Genomic DNA, 19,675 nt, shown 5'->3' with positions numbered 1-19,675 from the left:
TCCATGAAGTCTCACAACAAAAAAGGATTACCAGACCAGTGAGGTCTGTTGTTTCAGCCAGGCGCGATGGATGGCGTAATCGGGCATGACCTCGCGCACCACCTGCCAAAACGCCGGGGAATGATCGAAATGGCGCAGATGGGCTAACTCGTGGATCACCACATAGTCCACAACGGCAGGCGGGGCCATCATCAACAACCAATTGAATTGCAGCTCGCCGCGGCGGTTGCAGCTGCCCCAGCGGCTTTTGTAGAAGCGCACGGAAAACCCCTGCGGCTTCACACCTACGCGCGGGGCAAACTCCGCAACGCGACCTGGCAGATAAGCCTGAGCCTGACCCACCAACCAGCGCGCCAATTTCGCTTTGTACAGATCTGCCTCGCCGCCAATCAGCAAACGGTCGCCGTCGCGCACCACGCCATAGGGTTGTGTGGACATCTCCAGACGCAAGCTTTCCCCGAGAAACGGCAGAGAAGCACCCGGCTCCAGCTTCAATTCGGTCGGCCGCGCGGCGGCCTGCCGCTGCAACTCCAGATGTTTGCGGATCCAGCGCGCCTTGCGCGCGACAAACGCCTGAATCTCCACCAGCGGTGCCCGCATAGGCGCGCTGACGGTGACCTCGCCACGGTGCACTTTGATGCCAATAGAGCGCCGCCGCGTACGCTTGAGTTCCGCCATCACATCCGGCGCTACTGCAATTAGGGCCACACCGCACCTCGCGTTAAGCGCACCAGAATTTCCACATGGGGAGTCTGGGGAAACAGATCGACCGGCTGGACTTCGCACAAAACGAAGCCAAAAGTGTGAAATTCTTGCAGATCGCGACATAAAGTCGCCAGATCGCAGGAGATATATAAAACTTCCCGCAAGCGATTCTTTTTATCGAACAGGCCAGTGCGACATTTCAGGCCATCGCGGGGAGGATCGAGCACCAGTATTTCCGTATCGCGCTGACGGCGCATAAGGTCCGCGAAACTCGCTTCATCGAACAAGTCACAGGTCACCGGCGTCACGCCAGCCAGACCGCGCTCTGCCAAGGCGGATACCGCTTCGGGCACCACCTCCACCGCCGTGATCTTGGAGAAGCCAGCGCGGGCGATCACCTCGGTGAAATTGCCGGAGCCAGCAAACAATTCCAGCACGCAGCTTGCGGGCGACAAGGACGCCAAATGCTTGGCCAGCCAGTTCTGCATAGCTTCGTTTTGCGCGCGATTGGCCTGTTGGAACGGCAAACGTTTGTTAACGCTCACATTCTCCGAAGACACCGATTCATCTATATCGAGCGTCGTCCAATCCTGGCGATTTGCCGGTTTCCACGCCGGGTTGGGCAGGGTTTCGCGCAGCTCGCGCAAGGTCGCGCGATTGGTGGGCGTCAGCACCAGACAGTCCTGTACATCGACGAGCTGGCGCTGGGCATTGGCGACGAACCCGAGGGCGGTACCATCTGTTTTAAGCTGGGCTCGGATGCGGTAACCCAGGGGATCCGGGGACGGCAGTATGGGCAGCACCGGCGCGTCCGCCTGTATACGCCGAATGGCCTGCTCGACCCGCTGTTGTTTGGCGCTCAGCTGTTCCTGGTAGTCCATAAACATCCAGGCACAGCCGCCGCATTCACCAGCGGAAAAGCCGTGATAAGGGCAGGGCGGAGCGATACGAGAGGGGCTTGGCGTCAGAACCTTAACAAGCGTCCCTATGCCGTACTGGCTTTTCAGTTCTTTTATCCGCACGAGAATGCGCTCACCCGGCCAGGCGCCGGCCACAAATATGCGCCGGCCATCCGGGTGCTGCACGACGGCACTGCCAGTGTCGCTTACGCCGATCACATCTGCTTCAAACTCGCTCGGCCCGGACCTAGTGGTTCGCCCGGGTGTCACAAAGCGCAAACCGCGTTTTTTACTCACCACGGCTCAGGTTTCCTCGACTGGCTTTACGCGGCGCGGCGCAATCTTAGGCCGCCATTCCCTTGGGTCCACCTGGTAATAGGCAAGCAGCTCGTTGTAGAGCGCCGGATGTTCTTCGGAGAGAGTTTCCGGGTCTTCAAAGAAACTCTCCGTGGCGACGGCAAAAAACTCCGCTGGATGAGACGCACCATAGGAGTCCAATACGGATTCTTCGCCAAAATAGACGTGATCACGCAGGGAATTGAATTCTCGCGAAAGAATGGTCGCCCAGCTGCCATAGGCACCGCGGCTGCGGAGCAAAGGAGCACCGTTCATGGAACCGGACTCGGCATCCAGCTGATGGGCAAATTCATGCAATACCACATTGCGACCATCGTTGAAGTCGTAGACGCTCTTTTGCACATCGTCCCAGGACAAGATGACTTTGCCATCCGACCAGGATTCACCTGCCAACACGCCTTCTTCCGACGATACGACGCCCGCAACGTCATGCACAGTATGGCGCACGACAAACTCGGCGGGGTAGAGATAAATCCAGCGCACATTGCGGAAATGCAGAGTCGGGCGGTTGAGCAGAAGCAAGCAGGCGCTGGCCGCTATAGTCACCGTCATTTCTTCGCTGACTTCCAAACCGGCGCAACCGACAAAGCGTTTTTCGAACAGAAAGCGGGTGATATGAGCTTGCAACTGTTGCTGCAATTCACTGGGCATATGATCGTAAAAGGGAACTGACTTGCGCACGAGCGCCAGCCATTTTTCGGGAAAAGGAGCCCGGCGGGTGCGAAACCACTGGTACTGACGCCAGCCCCACATGGCGACGATGGCCACCGTGAGACCGCCGACTATGACGCTGAACAATACGGGGTCACGCATATACACAGTGGCTCAAGAACTCGACGGGATCGAATTGTACAGGGTGAGACCGGGGGATCAAACTGCGGCCCGCCGTGTTAATGCGGGCCGTGTTGCGTTTAGAAGGTGTAAACCAATGTCAGAGCAGTCTGCCGATCTGTGCTGGTGCGGTCTTCCGGCACTTCTGAGTTGTGGGTGATGATGAAAGACGCCTTCATCGCCAGCGATTGGTTGATATTGGCAATCAACGCAGTCTCTGCCTTGGATTTGGTGTTGGCGCCATCTTCCAAAGCCACATCGCTGGAGAATGTCTGAGTGAATTTGGCGTTATCGCTGAAATCGTATTGATACAAAGCGGCCAGTCTAACCATGATGGACTCATCATAGATGTTATCGGTCACCAGCACGCCATTAGCGTCGCGCACTTCATCCGTACGGCTCATGGAAATACCAGGACCGACGCTGTAATCAAAAAACGATTGGGTTCCCTGGAACAAACGGTCGGAAAAACCCGCGGCGATGGATGCTTGGAAGTCGTAGCCGCTGAATTTGTCTTCTTCATAGGAACCGAAGATAAACAGTGAGCGGTACTGATTATCCAATTTGTAATCGGCCTGGGCGGAGGCGAAGTATTTTTCCGCCGTGGTCTGCTCTTCCGTACGCGCAACGCCGTTTTCCACGATCTCCAGCTGATCTTCTTTATAAAGCGCTTCCAACACATATTTGGTACGCCAGCTCTCCAGCTCCTGCTTCAGATTCAGCTTGCCTTTCAAGGCGGTGGATTCGGTATTGCCAGAGGTCAACAACACCCCCAGCTCCGCATCTGCGGCAAATGGAGGTTCGTCTGCAGCATGAGCCAGTGACAAAGTTTGCAGCAAACTAGCGGTAATCACGGCTGCAAGCGCGTGTTTTTTCATGGTGTGCTCCTAATGTTTTTGGAAGTTGGAGGTTGAACTCTAGAGGGGTTAGAGAAGCCGGTGTTAAACCGGCGATTGAGCAAGAGCAATCGCGCCGAGGCGCCTGCCAGTCCGCCTAGCCCTGCGGGCACAATAAAGTGCTCAATGTCCTTAGTCTGATCGCCCAGATACGCGTTCATCTGGGCAAGATATGCCTTGCGTATCATGGGTAAGAGAGAAGCCCGCTCCATCACGCCACCGCCAATCACGATGCGCTGGGGCGAGTAGGTTAATGCCAGATTGACGCACATGCTAGCCAGATAGTGCGCCTGCAATTCCCAGGCGGGATGGTTATCCGGTAGGCTTTTTGGGTCCACCTGCCAGCGCTGCGCCAGCGCCGGACCACTCGCCAAACCTTCCAGGCAAGCGCCGTGATAAGGGCAGGAGCCGACAAATGGGTCACCGGGATAACGCGGCAACAACATATGGCCCGCCTCCGGATGCATGGTGCCGTGCAACAGTCGTCCGTCCACCATAACCCCAGCACCGATTCCTGTACCGACGGTGACGTAAATGGCGTTCTCCAACCCCTGCGCAGCACCCCAGCACCACTCCGCCAGGAGCGCGCCATTTACATCCGTATCGAAACGAATGGGCAATGCCAAAGCATCGCTGAAATAACCGACGATATTGATATTGGCCCAATGGGGCTTGGGCGTGGATGTGATCGACCCGTAGGTCGGAGAGTCGCGCCGCAAATCCACCGGCCCGAAACTGGCAATCCCCAGCGCCGCAAAACTGCCATGGGCTTGCTGTGCCGCGCGGAAAAAATCCCGGCAAGCCGCCAGCGTGGTTTCCGGATAGGTGACCGGGATCTTGTCCTGCGCCACCACCTGATCCGGCCCAGTGGCGAGGATACATTTAAATTCAGTGCCCCCCGCGTCTATACCGGCATACAGCTTTTCGTTTCCTCTCGTACCTACTGCCTGCTCATCAGTCATCGTCCTCTCCCTTGTGCCAACGCAATTTGTCCGCGCTGATCGTCTCCTGATCCACGAACGCCAACTGCTCCTCCATCGCCGGGATCAGTACATAGTCAGCGTAAGGACATTGGGTAGTGCCTGGGTGATACTGCTTTTCTTTGTCGCCGCCCACAGCGGAATGCCCGCCGCCGCGCTGGAGAATGTCCACCATCGGCTTATAGCCCGGCTGCCAGGCTTCAACACCAGGAAACACCTTCTTCAAGGCTGCGAGAATCGCCATACCGGCAAAATCGAGGTCGCCCCAAAAATAACAAGGCATCTGTTGGTGCCCCAGCCAGAATTGGCCGAAGCGCTCGCGCAGCTCTGGGCTGACCGCGTTGACGTAACTGAAGATCGCCTGACCCGCCTCGCGCACGCGCAATGCAGCGCCGCGAAAACCCGCCAGATAAATCAACCCTAAGCGTTCCGGAGCCTGGGCAACCAAGCCCAGATAGGAATCCTGGTTTTCCACAAACAGAATTTCCTCCATCGCCTCCGGGAGATACACCGATAACAACAGCGGACGCGCAATTATCTTGCTCGCCAGGGAGGGAAAGGTCGCCAGCAACAGCGGCTCGCGGCGATCGAGAAACTTCGAAGCCCCCCAAAAACACCGCGCCGACAACTGGCGCAGAGTCATAGGATGTTCCAGTGCTTTAGGAATACTGGCGAAGGCCGCGGCTAATTGTTCATAGGTTCGGCCGGGAAAGCGCAAAACTTCGCGCCTTAAGGCCTCACCACCATCTTCAAATATGTCCAGGTGAGGAGCGAGTGCAGAATCCCAGAGATGCTGGCGTGGGTCGAACGCCGGGCGCTGCAGCCAGATGCGCACCATCTCTTCCGCTTCGTATTTAAGCTGGATCAGGCCGTCGTCATAGTCGTTGTTGCCGGGTCGCTGACGCGCCTTCAGTTTGAGGTCGAGAACGCCCAACTTGGCCAGTTGCTTCAAATCGTCCCACACCACTTCCACCTGGGACTGGTCGGCAAAATCGTAGAGTTCCGGCGTTTCCCGGGCGGAGCATTTGAGCTGCCAGCGCATGTTCCCGGCGTCCACCTTATCCAGGAGCCGGTGTAGCAAAGCGTGAGTTTCTTCGGCCAAGAGAGGGGCTTCGCTCATGGTCATTTCCTTACTGGCTCATTAGGACATGAACTTAATATGAGTGAAAAAAGGCAGCGATGCAAAAAAACAAAAAGCCGCTTGGCAGCGGCTTTTGTATTGCGGGCGCAAATTGATCAGGCTTCGATCATTACCCGGATTTTTTTCATGGCATTTTTCTCCAGCTGACGGATGCGTTCAGCGGAAACACCATACTCTGCCGCCAGTTCGTGCAGAGTCGCTTTTTCTTCGTTCAGCCAGCGTTTTTGCAGGATATCGCGGCTGCGCTCGTCGAGTTTTTCCAGCGCCTGCTCGAGATTGCTGACGCTGTTGTCTTCCCAATCGGCGTTTTCCAGCATCACAGCCGGATCGAAACGGCGATCTTCGAGATAGTTCACTGGAGCTTGGTAGGCAGTGTCATCGTCTTCGTCGACACCGGCATCGAAACCGGCATCAAAAGCCGCCAGACGGCCTTCCATATCGTGAACGTGTTTAACGTCGACGTTGAGGTCCTTGGCAACGGCTTCCGCTTCTTCGCGACTCAACCATCCCAGATGTTTCTTCTGGCCGCGCAGATTGAAGAACAATTTGCGCTGGGCTTTGGTGGTGGCGATTTTGACGATGCGCCAGTTGCGCAGGATGAATTCGTGAATTTCAGCTTTGATCCAATGAACGGCAAAGGAAATCAGGCGCACGCCTTTTTCCGGGTTGAAGCGTCTTACCGCCTTCATCAACCCTACGTTACCTTCTTGAATCAGATCGCCCTGGGACAAGCCATAGCCTGAATAGGACTTGGCGATATGGACTACAAAACGCAGATGAGCCAGCACCAAACGGCGCGCGGCTTCCAAATCGTTGCGGTAATAGAGATCTTCCGCAAGGGCTTTTTCTTCTTCAGCGGACAGAATCGAGAACCCGTTGACGACCTGAATATACGCCGTCAGGTTCTGACCTGGTGCCAGAATGTCGACAGGCTGTAATTGGGTGCCCATTACTAATCCTCCTAATGAAATAGCCGGGGGAGTGTAGCACTCCCAAATCTGCAGGCCAATGCTCGTATGTTAGGTTTTCCGCCTGCTTTTCAAGCTTTCTAACCTGTTTGTCATGCTCTCTGAGAGTAAAAATGCCACAGAGTTCACGGGCTGCTTTTGATTTTAGACAAGCCTATGTGTTCCATAGCACTAACGGGGTTCTATGGCACTCAGGTGGCGACCCACGGTCAACCATGCGCCCAGCAAACCGAGAGTGACGCAACAAATTATCAAAAGTGCGCAGCCGGTCAATCCCAAGCCCTGCAGCTCAAAGGTCGACTGATAGCTGGCGGCCAGTTGGCGTACCGCCTCGGCCAGCGATGCCACCCCGACGCTAACCAGCAGGCAGGCGAGCAAACCGCCGATTACGCCGTACCAGAAGCCGGTATACAAAAAAGGTCGCCGCACAAAACCGTTGGTGCCGCCCACCAGTTTGATCACCACTATTTCCTCGCGCCGGCTTTCGATCTCCAAGCGAATGGTATTGCCGATCACGAACAACACGCCTATGCCAAGCAGGGCGGCAAAACCCAAAACCAGTTGGCGACCGAAGGTCATAATCGCATTCAGTCGCCGCACCCACTCCATATCCACACTGATGTCATCCACCAATGGCGACGCCGCAATCTGCTGGCGTAATTGTTCAAACCGCTCCGGCGCAATAGCCTCTGCTGTCGGCGTTACCACCACGGCGGGGGGCAATGGATTGACGTCCAGGGCCGCTATGGCTTCGCTAAAGCCGGATTGAGCTTGGAATTCGCGCAGGGCGCGCTCGGGGGAAATATATTCGACGGAACTTACCCCCACCATTTGCCGCAGTTGCGCCTGAAAGCCTTCTATGGCGGCAGCCTGGACTTGCTTGTGTAAAAAAACGGTCATTTGCGGCTTGGAATCCCAGCGATCGCCGAGTTGACGTAGATTCTCCAGCGCCAATAACAAGGTGGCGGGCAGCGCGAGGGCAATGGCAACGACCAGGGCGGTCATCAAGGTTTGCAGGGGCGTGTCAGCTAAGCGACCGAGACTATCCGAGGCCGAGGTGCGGTGGTGCTGCCACCAGGCCTGCCAGAGGTCGCTTATCCCGGTGCGGGACTGGCGCGCCCCGCGGGCAACTGGGTCACGACTCATACCAATGCTCCGTCGTGAATCAGCTGGCCGTGCTCCAACGTAAGCACGCGCGCGCCGACAGAACGGATCAGCGACCAGTCGTGGCTGGCGATCAACACAGTTACGCCGACCTGATTGAACTCGCTGAACAGGCGCATGATATCGGCGGCGAGATCGGGGTCGAGGTTGCCGGTGGGCTCGTCGGCCAACAGCACTGGCGGCTTGTTGACCACCGCGCGGGCTATGCCGACACGCTGTTGCTCACCGCCGGACAGGGTGATGGGATTGGCGCGCTCGTGGTCGAGCAGGCCGACTTTATCCAGTGCTGCGCGCACCCGTCGGCCAATTTCGCGATGCGGGTAACCGGCAATTTGCAATGGCAGAGCGACATTGTCGAAGACACTGCGGTCGAACAGCAGCTGGTGATTCTGGAACACCACCCCCACTTGGCGGCGGTGAAAAGGGATTTGACTGGAGCGCAGCCGGTTGAGGTTGTGACCGCCGACTACCACCTGTCCTTGGGATGGTCGTTCGATCAGCATGATCAGCTTCATCAAGGTACTTTTGCCGGCGCCTGAATGGCCCGTCAGAAACACCATTTCGCCTTCGCCGACATCAAAGGTTACACCCGCCAAGGCCTCATAGCCGTTGGGGTATCGTTTACTGACGTTGTGGAATTCAATCATGCCGTTGCGGAACTGTCGCTGCGGCTGAACAGGGCATCCACGAAGGGCTTGGCGGCAAACGGCTGCAGATCATCAATCCCCTCGCCAACACCGATAAACCGAACCGGCAGCTGGTGTTTTTCCGTCAGCGCAAAGATCACCCCGCCTTTTGCCGTGCCGTCGAGTTTGGTCAGGGCAATACCGGTCACTCCCGCACTTTCGCGGAAGATATCCGCCTGACTGACAGCGTTTTGCCCGGTACCGGCATCCAATACCAGCAACACTTCATGGGGAGCGGTGCTGTCGAGCTTGCCCATGACGCGGCGGACTTTGGAAAGTTCTTCCATCAAATGGCTCTTGTTGTGCAAGCGCCCGGCGGTATCGGCGATTACTACATCTATATTGCGTGCTTTAGCCGCAGCTATAGCGTCATAAATAACCGAAGCGCTATCCGCACCTGTATGCTGCGCGACTACCGGCACCTTGTTGCGCTCACCCCAAATCTGCAATTGCTCCACCGCAGCGGCGCGAAAGGTATCACCTGCGGCGAGAATGACGGATTTACCTTCGTTTTGCAGACGCTTGGCCAGCTTGCCGATAGTGGTGGTTTTGCCCACGCCATTGACCCCTACGACCAGAATCACAAAAGGCTTGTGGGAGCTATCAATCTGCAACGGCTTTTCCACCGGTTGCAGCAGGGATTGCAGTTCCGCCTGAAGCGCCATGTAGAGCGCGTCGGAATCCGCCAATTGTTTGCGCGCTACTTTGGCGGTCAGGGATTCGATCAGGCGATTGGTGGCATCCACACCCACGTCCGCCATCAGCAGCTGGGTTTCCAGATCTTCCAACAGCTCGTCGTCGATGGCTTTTTTGCCGAGCAGTAGATTGCCTAGCCCCTCACTGAATTGGGCGCTGGTGCGTTTTAGACCTTGTTTGATGCGGGCGAAGAAGCCGAGCTTCTTATTGCTGTCTTCAGCGGGCTTGGTCTCTTCACTAGGTTTAGTCTCTTCACTAGGTTTAGCCTTGTCGCTGATAGATTTGGCGTCTTCAACGGCAGCGTTGGCTTCAGGTTGGGCGTCTAAAACTGGCTGGCTATCTTGGACGGTAGCCTCAATGTCCTCGACGACAATAGACTCAATGTCTTCAATTTTGACTTCGACAGCAGGCTCGACCGCCGCTTCAGCCGGTGCGGGAGTAGAAGATTGTATTGCCTCGGGCTCTGGAGTAGATTGCCTCGCAACTTCTACTTCAGACGTCGATTCGGGCGAGGCGGGCTTTTCCGCTGCATCTTTGTTTTTGTTACGTTTAAAGAAAGAGAACATAACCTTCACGTATTCCGCAAAATGGCGTAATCCTACCACTTGTCCCCAGGAAATAAGAGAACACCTTGACTTCACGCGCAAAAAAGCCACCCGCATCGCTCCACCGCCTGCGCATCATCGGCGGCCGCTGGCGCAGCCGAACCTTCAGCTTCCCGGTAGTGGACGGTTTGCGACCGACCGGTGACCGCATCCGCGAAACCCTGTTCAACTGGTTGGCCCCCATACTGCCTGGCGCGCGCTGTCTCGATCTGTTCGCTGGCTCCGGTATTCTCGGCTTAGAAGCCCTGTCGCGTGGAGCCAGCCATTGCACCTTGGTGGAACTGCATCCGGCAGCGGCCAAACAACTGCGCCAAAACGCGCAACTTCTCGGCGCCAATAACGCCCAGGTACTGCAAACCAGCGCGCTGGCGTTTCTTGATCAGCAACCCGAGCCAGTGGATGTAGTGTTCCTCGACCCACCGTTCAGTGGCGATTTCTGGCAACCGGTCATGAACAAACTCAACGAGGGCTGGTTGCGCGACGGCGCCATGATCTACGTTGAATCTCCGCGCGATGCCGCGCTGATTGCACCAGCCAATTGGCTGCTTCACCGGGAGAAGCTGGCGGGCCAAGTGTGCTATCGGCTCTATCGATATGAGACAAACGTTAGTGGGCGCGTGTAATATGCGCGTTTTACCGATCAAACAGATCAAATTTTGATCAACCGGGAGCACCCCTTAATGTCGTCCCCCACTATCAAGCGCGTGGTTTACCCTGGCACCTTTGATCCCATCACCAATGGTCATATAGATCTTGTGCACAGAGCCAGCCATTTGTTCGATTCCATCGTTGTGGCTGTGGCGGCAAGCCCGAAAAAGAAACCGCTGTTCAGCCTGGACGAACGCGTACAGCTGTGCCGTGAAGTGCTGGCCGATCTCGACAATGTGGAGGTTTGCGGCTTCGATTGCCTGCTGGCGAACTTTGTGAAGGAACAGGGCGCTTATGGCGTCGTGCGGGGTCTGCGGGCGGTGTCGGACTTTGAATACGAATTCCAGTTGGCGAACATGAACCGCGCGCTTGCGCCGGAAATGGAAAGCCTGTTCTTAACTCCTGCCGAACATCTTTCTTACATCTCTTCGACTCTGGTGCGGGAGATTGCCTCACTCGGTGGCAATGTCCATCAGTTTGTACCACCGGCGGTGGAAGCGGCGTTGAAGGACAAGTATCAGTCTCTTGGATCAAACGTCTAAACCTTGGATTAGACATCTAACATCTAAAGGAGCAGTAGCCTGCTCCTTCTTTAGCTCCCTTCGAGTTTCCTTTCTCAGATCACCATAATCCCGTCAGCTTCGACCAAAGCACCTTTCGGCAATTCTTTCACGCCAATTGCGGCGCGCGCCGGATAGGGCTGAGTGAAAAAGCGGCCCATCACCTCGTTGACGGTGGGGAAGTTGCTGAGATCGGTCAGATAGATATTGAGCTTGACGATATCCTGCAAATCGCCATTGGCCGCACGACATACCGCCTGCAGATTCTTAAACACCTGCTCAGCCTGGGCGGCAAAGTCATCGGAGATCAGCTGCATGGTTTCGGGCACCAACGGGATCTGGCCAGACAGATAAACCGTGTTGTTGACTTTGATGGCTTGCGAATAGGTCCCTATAGCGGCGGGTGCTTGTTCTGTAGAGATAACGGCTTTATTGGTCATGGTCAAAATGCCCTTGGATCAGCAAAAAGAAAAAATGAATGACAGGACTTAGTTTTTCGCCCGCGAAACCCTGGTAACGGACCGCATGGTTCGCACCCGGCGCATCACGTCCGCCAAGTGCACGCGATTGCGCACGGCGATGGTCAGGGTGATGACGCTGTGCTGGGCATCGCGCTCTTTCACCTGGATACCTTCGATACTGGTGCGGGTATCGGCGATGCGCGTGGCGAGACTGGCAATTATGCCGCGTTCGGACTCGACTTCCACCCGCAGCTCCGTCAAAAACTCGCCTTCCACCTTGAGCGACCAGTTCACATCGCTGATATTTTCACGCTTGCTGCGCAAATCGGCGACGTTTTTACAGGTCTCCCGGTGCACCACCAGTCCTTTTCCGGTACTGATATGGCCGACGATGGGATCGCCGGGAATAGGACGGCAGCAGCGGGCGAAGCTGATCATCAGGCTGTCTGACGATTCAATAGTGATCGGCGCCACCTTAACTTGCTGGTCTTCCGCTTCAGGCCGCAAGGTTTTGGCTACGGAGATAGCGACCCGCCGGCCCATACCTATGCTTTCGTACAACTCCTCCATGGACTGCACATTGTGCACCGCCATCAGGTGGGCGATCTGCTCCTGGTTGATCTGCTCGAGAGAGAGATCCAAATTGGCCAAGGCGCGCGAAAACATGCGTTTGCCCAACTCCACCGACTCCATGTGACGCTGGTTCTTCAGATAGTGGCGGATGGCCGAGCGGGCTTTGGCAGTAACGACGAAGTTGAGCCAGTTGGGGTTGGGCTGAGAGGATTCCGACGTGATGATTTTGATTTTTTGACCGCTCTGCAGTACCTGCGACAGAGGCGCCGGGCGGTCATTGATCCGGCAGGCAACACAGCTGTTCCCCACCGCCGTGTGCACCGCGTAGGCAAAATCCACTGGCGTGGCGCCGGCGGGCAATTCGATGATCTCTCCTTTCGGAGTAAACAGATAAACCTCTTCGCGGAACAAGTCGATTTTGACGTTCTCGATAAACTCCAGGGAGTTGCCGGTGTGCTGCTGGATTTCCAGAATGCGCTTGATCCAGCGATCGATGCGCGCCTGTGCCACGTCGGTCGATTCTTCCGCGTTGACTGACTTATACAGCCAGTGCGCCGCCACACCGCGCGAGGCGAGTTCGTCCATCTCCTTGGTGCGGATCTGCACCTCAATAGGCACCCCGTGCATACCGATCACCACTGTGTGCAGCGACTGGTAACCGTTGATTTTCGGGATGGCGATATAGTCCTTGAACTCGCCCGCCATAGGCTTGTAGAGGTTGTGGATCGCCCCGAGGGTGCGATAGCAGGTATCGACGTTCTCCACGATGATGCGGAAGGCGTAGACATCCATAATCTCGTGGAAGGATTTGTTCTTGGTGCGCATCTTGTTGTAGATGCTGTACAGGTGCTTTTCCCGGCCGATCACCAGAGCGCTGATATCTTCGCGCTGCAGACGCGCTTCTATCGCGGACTGAATATCTTCGACTAATGCTTTGCGGTTGCCGCGCACGCGCTTCAACGACGCCTGCAGGCGCGCAGCGCGCAGCGGATACATGGCGGTAAAACCGCGATCTTCAAATTCGATGCGCAGGTCGTTCATGCCCAGGCGATGGGCAATGGGGGCGTAGATTTCCAGAGTTTCTTTGGCGATGCGGCGCTTTTTATCCGGCGGCATGGAACCGAGGGTGCGCATGTTGTGCAGACGGTCCGCCAGCTTGACGACGATCACGCGGATGTCTTTGGCCATGGCCAGGGCCATCTTTTGGAAGTTTTTCGCCTGTTTCTCTGCCTGGGATTCGTATTCGATCTTGGCGAGCTTGCTCACCCCGTCCACCAGTTCGGCAACTACATCGCCAAACTGCTCGCCAATGGCTTCTTTGCCAATGCCGGTATCTTCAATGACGTCATGCAGCATGGCGGCCATCAGGCTCTGATGGTCCATATGCATGGAGGCAAGGATGTTTGCGACAGCTAGGGGGTGGGTAACATAGGGTTCGCCACTACGGCGGAACTGGCCGTAGTGGGCCTGTTCCGCGTAGTAATAGGCGCGTTTGACGCAGTTGATCTGCTCGGGTTCGAGATAGGAGGAGAGTCTGTGGCTTAACGAATCTATGGTTAACAAAGCCGCCCTCCCACAGAATCAATCCATGCCGGCGTCGAAGGATGCATCCTGATGATGGTGGTGTTGCTGTTGAACCGGGGGACGCTCTTCCGGCTCGTCAAGAATGGCGGCAGTAACATAACCTTCTTCAATTTCACGCAGAGCGATTACAGTAGGCTTGTCGTTTTCCTCTGGCACATAAGGCGTTTTGCCGTAAATCGCCAATTGGCGAGCGCGCTTGCTGCCTACCAAAACCAGTTCGAAACGGTTATCTACATGATCCAGACAATCTTCAACGGTAATTCGTGCCATATTTTGATCCGCTTGTATGAGCTTTTAATGCTTGGAGCTTAATGCGATAGCTTAACGCAGTGCGCCAGGGGAACGCGAGCCGGCCATATTTTAACCAACTTTTGGCCACAGCCCAAAGTTCAGGATGGGGGCACGGAGTGTACGCAAATTGGTCAGTTACGACAACAAGCTGCGCAGCAGTGCCTGATGTTTTTCCGCCTGCCGCTGCAAGCGCAGCCGCTGGGCGTGGATGACTGCCTGAAGGTCCGCCAGAGCTGTGGCGAAGTCTTCGTTGACGATCAGGTAGTCGCTTTCGACGTAGTGGGAAATCTCGCTTTTGGCCTCTGCCATGCGGCCGGCAATCACTTCCTCGGAGTCCTGGCCTCGCCCTTTCAGGCGGTTGTACAAGGTTTCGCGCGATGGCGGGAGTATAAAGATGGATACCGCATCGGGCATCAGACGGCGGATCTGCAGCGCACCCTGCCAATCGATCTCCAGAATCACATCGGTACCACTCTTCAAAGTGGCCTCGACCCATTCGCGCGAGGTGCCGTAGAAGTTATTGAATACCTGAGCGTGTTCGAGGAATTCCGCACGCTCCAGCATCGCCATAAACTCCTGCTGGCTGACGAAGTGATAGTTGACTCCATCGACCTCACCGGGCCGCATTGCGCGGGTGGTGTGGGAGATGGACACCTGAATCCCTTGGGTGGACTCTATCAGGGCTTTCACCAAACTGGTTTTGCCCGCACCGGATGGAGCGGAAACCGTATAAAGAGTGCCTCGGGATATCATGGGTAAACCTTCCTGTACTTCGTGCGAAACGGGGCGCTAGTTGAGTAAGTGTAGCGGAAAGGCGCTGATTATACGGACCGGCGTCCTTTTCCCCAAACAGTCAGAAGTTCACCCAAGCTGCCATGCCGCAAATCGCGCTGATGTTATGGATCTGAGTCCTCAGAATTGTCATCGTCAGGAACTGTCTTTTTGCGGCTGTCGCGCAATCGCACTGCTTTTTCCAATGCCCACACCAGGGCCGCGCTGTACCAACTGCCGTTACTCAAATAGAAAATGCCGACGGAAATATGGCGCGGATGCCAGCGGTCGATCCAATTAACGCCTGTCACAAAGCTGACACTGTCGATAGAGCCCTGTGCCGCTGATTGCTCTGCTAATTTATACAACAGCAAATAACCTGGGCTGACCGCTGCAAAATCTTCGCGATAACCAATTTTCAGCAAAAAAAGCCGCGACCCAACACGCACACCAAATTGCGCCGCAATGGGAATGTCGTTGCAGTACAGAATATTAATCTGACATAAGCCGTGACGCGCGTAATGATCCAAGAGATATTGATAGTAAGCGAGTTTGTCCGGCTGTTTTTTGATGCTGGTACCTGCATCACCTTTCCAGCCGGAGTCTTCTACTGCGAGAAAATGCTCGAATGCCTCAGGCAATTCACCTGACCTGGTTGCGCACCATAAACGTAGAGCTCCTTGCTCCTCAGCTTTGCGCATTTTTTTCTGCAAGCTTTTGCGAAACTTACTCCTGTAGTTTTCCCAAAAAATATTAAAGCCCTGAGAAAAATCAATGTACTTTGATGTGTGTGTCGGGCGTGCTTTTTGATCTTCCGCAAGTAAAGTTACCGCATATCCATTTTCCAACACGCATTGGCAACGAATAAAAGCAAAATAGGGCAGTGTGCGACGCAACGTTTGCACAAGAGTAGCGCGATAAGGCGCCAGCGGACGGTCCGATATTATGTCATTAACACCCATTTCATTCGGATAGAACAATTGCAATACCGGAACAGTAATGCGGCCTTTGCGCCAAAAAGTCCGCTCCAATGGCAAAATTGCAAAAAGTTTCGCATCCTCGTAACACGCAACGAAATAGATTTGCGAATCATTGCGCCGATTTTTTAACTCTGCTCCGTACCAGCCCGGATAATGAAGGAAATGCGCCGCTTTTGCCGCCGCCAGCTGTTGCCACTCCGGCATAAGTTCAGCGAAGCCGGATTGACCAATGTAAATTCGAACGGTGGCCTTGCCTGAATTCACTGCCGCAGATTTCGCTTCGGTGATGGCCTTTACGTCAACCATTCTTTTGCTCACATGCACGAATGGATTCGTAAACCTCCATGACTGCATTGCCTGTCATCAAATTCGCGTGATCAGCGTCGACCTCGCGGATTTTTAGCTGGCCGCGGACTATGGATTTGAGATCGTAATCGCGCTTGGCTTTTAAGCCAAAACCAAAATTCGTTTTGGTCGCCTTTATCAGCAGAACATCAAAATCGTAGTGCCGAGGGGCGCGCTCAAACAAAATGGCCGCTCGGTCGTAAGCTCTTTCCCTGACTTTTTGTTCCTTGGAAAGATCGAAGACGGAATTATCTTCTATACCCATATTCACGGCGATTTTCCGCAGACTGCGCTCGAATATCTGTCGCAGGGCAGCCATGCCTTCCCGCTGCACGCGTTTGCGCAAATCCGTCATGAGTTTGCGAATCGATCTATAACCACTGGAAGAAATATAGGAATCCAACAAGACTACGCCGGATATTTTTACCCCTTGACCGAGCAATATTTTGGCCACCTCAAGCGCAACCAAACCGCCAAAGGACAAACCGACTAGCGTAATGGAGGAATAGCCCCCCTGGCGTTTAATTGCATCCACATAAGATTGCACGAATGCATCAAAAGAAAAGTGCAAATCTTCTGACGATTCGATAATGGTAAATTCCTTTTTGGCAAAAACGCCAAACACTGGACGCCGATCTTCAAAACACTGGGCGAGGTCCCGATAAATTTGCACCCCACAGAGACAAAATATCGGATTATCCCCAGTGGCAGAATTCAGTTTTACGACACTGGCCGCATGGGCCGCCTTATCACCAAGACTATCGCGCAATGCCCGTATCGTTGGCGTTTTAAAAAATGCGGAGGAGGAAAAACTCAGGCCTGTTGCTTTATGCATATCCGTGAGGACCTGCAGCGCCAAAAGCGAATGTCCACCGAGCGCAAAAAAATCGTCGTCAATGCTGATACCGTTAATGCCGAGAGCTTTTTCCCACACATATAAAAGGCTGTGGTCGAGGTCGTCCCGCGCATCCGATGATTTTCTTCCTTCACTCATGCGCTGGTGGCCGATGGCTACCAATGCTTTTCGATCCACCTTGTAATTCGCCGTCATTGGAAAATCAGCGAGCCAGATAAAGTGGTGCGGTACCATATGGCGCGGCAAATGACTATGGCAGAAATCGTATAACTCAGATGACTCCACCAAATCACCGAGATAAAACGCCATCATGCGGGTATCCCCCGCAGTTAACTCCGTAGCCACCACGGCAGCCTGTTTCACCTTGGGATGGCGCGCAAGCACATGCTCAATTTCTCCGGGTTCTATGCGAAATCCGCGAATTTTAATTTGGTTGTCGATGCGTCCGACATACTGAAGAACGCCGTCGCCGCGCTGAATGACGGCATCGCCTGTGCGATAAATCCGCCCATTTTCCAGCTGCGGCTGGATAATAAATTTTTCGTCCGTCAATGCTGAATTTCGATAATAACCTAGGGCAACACCTGCACCACCAATCAGCAATTCGCCAACCATGCCATCAGCAACTGGATTTGATTTTTCATCGACTACATAAATGGAAGTCCTGCGAATAGGTTTGCCGATAAAAATCTGCGAATCGCTTTCGTCAATTCGATGACACGTAGACCAGACGGTGGTCTCGGTTGGGCCATACATATTCCATAATTCCGTGGAGATCGCATGCATCAATGGACGCAAATCCACTGGCAATGCCTCTCCACCAACCAAAATCTTCAACTTCTGTCGCGGCTGCCAATTGTGACTGAGCAGCATGCGCCACGTTGCAGGAGTGGCTTGTACAATATTAATTTTCCACTGATCGATCAGACGCTGCAGCAGATCCGGTGTGGTCGCTTCCTGCCGGGAAGCCACAATCACATGAGCTCCGACCAGCAAAGGTAAAAACAGCTCGAGAATATGAATATCAAAGGAGATAGTGGTAACGGCTAAGAGCCTGTCACGACTGTGCATTCCAGGCTGCTCTGCCATACCAAGGAGAAAATTGATGAGATTGGCCTGAGTAATGACGACACCTTTCGGATTTCCGGTAGAACCGGAGGTGTAAATCATATAAGCGATATCATCTGGCTGATAACCAACATTGGCCAGGGGCTTAACAACATCATCTGTTGCAAACAACGAATCAAGAGCTACGACAGACCCAGGAAAAATTACATCCTGTCGCAGTTTATCCACGATCAGAATATCTGCCTGGGAATTTTCCAGAATGTAGGATTGGCGGTTCGGCGGATAGCTGGGATCCACTGGTACATAGGCAGCGCGCAAAGACCAGACCGCCAGCAACAGAGGCACCAGCATTTCCGAACGCGATACCCCTACGCCGACTTTACTGCCTGGCTGTACACCACATCTTTGCAATCCGGCAGCAATACGGCGTGTTAGTACGGCCAGTTCAGCATAGGTAAGGGTTGCGTGAGCAAAACTGACTGCGGGGTCTGCGGCGCGCTGTCCGACCCAATGGTCGACATACGCGAGAAATCCACAACTCTCCCGCTCAGCGGCAAACAAATTCCATGTATATGAGGACATAGAGAGACCGCTACTACGTTGACGTCAGCGATCCCTCGACCCTTTGCCATCATCCGTGATATTCAGGGTAGAGCACGTGGACAGCTCATCGTCCCTGACTATTGTTTAGTGAAAATCGCGGCAATGAGCGCACTGCCTTGCTCCACTGGATTTGCGCGGATCTTTTGTTCTTCCTCCGCAATTTGTCCATACAAAGCCGCCAATCCGCGATTAACAGCATACTGCTCAAAATCCAATTCCGGTTTATTGGCCAAGGGAATCGCTTTATAGGTATTCAACACTTGTTGATACTGTTTGTAGAAACCCAGCTGCTGCAGTTGATTCTGCATAATTGACTTGTAACGCACTGTGAGTTGGGCCTCAGTTGCAGAACGAAAATAGTCCGTTGCCGCTGTGCCGCCACTGCGGATAATGCCAATAGCGTCCTGCACAGGCATATCTTTTACTGCTTGCAGAAATACTAATTTCGCCTCGGCAGCAGCCAACTCCGCACCGCGATTCATCAATTTTTCTACTTCATCGAGCGGCCCGCCGAGACCGAGCTGGCGCAATGTGCCTACTACAGGCTCCACTGATTCCGGCAAACCTAGGCGCCAGCGATTGTTTTGTGTGTAGCCGCCAGACTGTCCCAGCTGGTCTGTTGCGCGTGTCACACTGAGTTGCAGCGCTTCTTTTACCGCGCTGTTTAATTGAGCAGGGCTATAACCAACCGCTTGGGATACCTGAGCACCAGTATCCAACACCTGATTAAGATTGCTGCACGCAACCGAACCAAGCGCAATTGCGAAAATCATCAGAAACCGTGGCATAAATACCTTCGACAGACTATCAGTGGCTAAAGCGCGGCATCATACCGCCCTCTAGGCGCAAATTGTCAAATCAAATGGCACTCAAGGTAGTGTAAAAAACAAATTCCCTTCCTGGTTTTGATTTGAAACAAATTGGCGCTTTCCCCGCATCTCCAACTGCCAATTCCGTCATCATTTTCACAAGCAGAAGAATTTTTCTGTCTCGAAAATAACAAAGGC

Annotated in this window: 19 protein-coding genes; 2 read left to right on the top strand and 17 right to left on the bottom strand. The window is 54.4% G+C overall.

Going from position 1 to position 19,675, the window contains the following annotated elements; genetic code table 11:
- Window positions 1-27: 27 nt before the first annotated feature.
- From DWB84_RS12005 to ftsY, 10 genes are all read right to left on the bottom strand, one after another.
- Window positions 28-708: a SprT family zinc-dependent metalloprotease gene (locus DWB84_RS12005; protein WP_187410029.1), complete on the bottom strand. Its 681-nt coding sequence runs from the start codon at window positions 706-708 to the stop codon at window positions 28-30.
- The gene (locus DWB84_RS12000; RefSeq protein ID WP_187410028.1) at window positions 699-1,904 is read right to left on the bottom strand and encodes a class I SAM-dependent RNA methyltransferase; all 1,206 of its coding nucleotides are present in this window, start codon (window positions 1,902-1,904) and stop codon (window positions 699-701) included. The genes DWB84_RS12005 and DWB84_RS12000 overlap by 10 nt, the downstream gene beginning before the upstream one ends.
- A gap of 3 nt (window positions 1,905-1,907) precedes the next feature.
- The gene (locus DWB84_RS11995; RefSeq protein ID WP_187410027.1) at window positions 1,908-2,774 is read right to left on the bottom strand and encodes a zinc-dependent peptidase; all 867 of its coding nucleotides are present in this window, start codon (window positions 2,772-2,774) and stop codon (window positions 1,908-1,910) included.
- Between the two features lie 98 nt (window positions 2,775-2,872).
- Entirely contained in the window at window positions 2,873-3,670 is a 798-nt protein-coding gene (locus tag DWB84_RS11990; protein WP_187410026.1) for a YdiY family protein, read from the bottom strand.
- Window positions 3,667-4,650, bottom strand: a complete 984-nt coding sequence (locus DWB84_RS11985) for an ROK family protein (protein WP_187410025.1) — start codon at window positions 4,648-4,650, stop codon at window positions 3,667-3,669. The genes DWB84_RS11990 and DWB84_RS11985 overlap by 4 nt, the downstream gene beginning before the upstream one ends.
- Entirely contained in the window at window positions 4,643-5,788 is a 1,146-nt protein-coding gene (locus DWB84_RS11980; RefSeq protein ID WP_187410024.1) for a Wadjet anti-phage system protein JetD domain-containing protein, read from the bottom strand. Before DWB84_RS11980 ends, DWB84_RS11985 begins: the two co-directional genes overlap by 8 nt.
- A gap of 116 nt (window positions 5,789-5,904) precedes the next feature.
- On the bottom strand, window positions 5,905-6,759 hold the full coding sequence (gene rpoH, locus DWB84_RS11975) for an RNA polymerase sigma factor RpoH (RefSeq protein WP_187410023.1): 855 nt from the start codon (window positions 6,757-6,759) through the stop codon (window positions 5,905-5,907).
- A gap of 189 nt (window positions 6,760-6,948) precedes the next feature.
- Window positions 6,949-7,923 (bottom strand): permease-like cell division protein FtsX, encoded by a 975-nt coding sequence (gene ftsX / locus DWB84_RS11970; RefSeq protein ID WP_187410022.1) that lies wholly within the window; start codon window positions 7,921-7,923, stop codon window positions 6,949-6,951.
- Entirely contained in the window at window positions 7,920-8,588 is a 669-nt protein-coding gene (gene ftsE, locus DWB84_RS11965; RefSeq protein ID WP_187410021.1) for a cell division ATP-binding protein FtsE, read from the bottom strand. The genes ftsX and ftsE overlap by 4 nt, the downstream gene beginning before the upstream one ends.
- Window positions 8,585-9,601, bottom strand: a complete 1,017-nt coding sequence (gene ftsY / locus DWB84_RS11960; RefSeq protein ID WP_370589711.1) for a signal recognition particle-docking protein FtsY — start codon at window positions 9,599-9,601, stop codon at window positions 8,585-8,587. The genes ftsE and ftsY overlap by 4 nt, the downstream gene beginning before the upstream one ends.
- A gap of 353 nt (window positions 9,602-9,954) precedes the next feature.
- On the opposite strand from ftsY, the gene rsmD reads away from it, so the two are divergent.
- On the top strand, window positions 9,955-10,551 hold the full coding sequence (rsmD, locus tag DWB84_RS11955; protein ID WP_187410019.1) for a 16S rRNA (guanine(966)-N(2))-methyltransferase RsmD: 597 nt from the start codon (window positions 9,955-9,957) through the stop codon (window positions 10,549-10,551).
- Between the two features lie 72 nt (window positions 10,552-10,623).
- Window positions 10,624-11,118 (top strand): pantetheine-phosphate adenylyltransferase, encoded by a 495-nt coding sequence (coaD, locus tag DWB84_RS11950; RefSeq protein WP_187410118.1) that lies wholly within the window; start codon window positions 10,624-10,626, stop codon window positions 11,116-11,118.
- 74 nt (window positions 11,119-11,192) lie between these two features.
- Here coaD and DWB84_RS11945 read toward each other — a convergent pair whose 3' ends face one another.
- The 7 genes from DWB84_RS11945 to DWB84_RS11915 all read right to left on the bottom strand — a co-directional run bounded on the left by DWB84_RS11945 (window position 11,193) and on the right by DWB84_RS11915 (window position 19,456).
- A complete protein-coding gene (locus tag DWB84_RS11945; RefSeq protein ID WP_187410018.1) occupies window positions 11,193-11,576 on the bottom strand; it encodes a RidA family protein in 384 nt (127 codons plus the stop codon).
- 48 nt (window positions 11,577-11,624) lie between these two features.
- Window positions 11,625-13,733, bottom strand: coding sequence for a bifunctional (p)ppGpp synthetase/guanosine-3',5'-bis(diphosphate) 3'-pyrophosphohydrolase (locus DWB84_RS11940; protein ID WP_187410017.1), 2,109 nt, complete (start codon window positions 13,731-13,733; stop codon window positions 11,625-11,627).
- An 18-nt stretch (window positions 13,734-13,751) separates the two neighbouring features.
- On the bottom strand, window positions 13,752-14,024 hold the full coding sequence (rpoZ, locus tag DWB84_RS11935) for a DNA-directed RNA polymerase subunit omega (protein ID WP_187410016.1): 273 nt from the start codon (window positions 14,022-14,024) through the stop codon (window positions 13,752-13,754).
- A gap of 156 nt (window positions 14,025-14,180) precedes the next feature.
- On the bottom strand, window positions 14,181-14,798 hold the full coding sequence (gene gmk, locus DWB84_RS11930; RefSeq protein ID WP_187410015.1) for a guanylate kinase: 618 nt from the start codon (window positions 14,796-14,798) through the stop codon (window positions 14,181-14,183).
- A gap of 143 nt (window positions 14,799-14,941) precedes the next feature.
- Window positions 14,942-16,102 carry a GNAT family N-acetyltransferase gene (locus DWB84_RS11925; protein WP_187410014.1) on the bottom strand — a complete coding sequence of 387 codons (1,161 nt, stop codon included), beginning with the start codon at window positions 16,100-16,102 and terminating at the stop codon, window positions 14,942-14,944.
- On the bottom strand, window positions 16,095-18,647 hold the full coding sequence (locus tag DWB84_RS11920; RefSeq protein ID WP_187410013.1) for an amino acid adenylation domain-containing protein: 2,553 nt from the start codon (window positions 18,645-18,647) through the stop codon (window positions 16,095-16,097). Before DWB84_RS11920 ends, DWB84_RS11925 begins: the two co-directional genes overlap by 8 nt.
- A gap of 98 nt (window positions 18,648-18,745) precedes the next feature.
- Window positions 18,746-19,456: a DUF4197 domain-containing protein gene (locus DWB84_RS11915; RefSeq protein ID WP_187410012.1), complete on the bottom strand. Its 711-nt coding sequence runs from the start codon at window positions 19,454-19,456 to the stop codon at window positions 18,746-18,748.
- Window positions 19,457-19,675 lie beyond the last annotated feature (219 nt).

The sequence above is a fragment of the Saccharophagus sp. K07 genome (genome assembly GCF_014336955.1).
Taxonomy (GTDB): Bacteria; Pseudomonadota; Gammaproteobacteria; order Pseudomonadales; family Cellvibrionaceae; genus UBA5868.
This window is presented reverse-complemented; position numbering and strand designations above follow the sequence as displayed.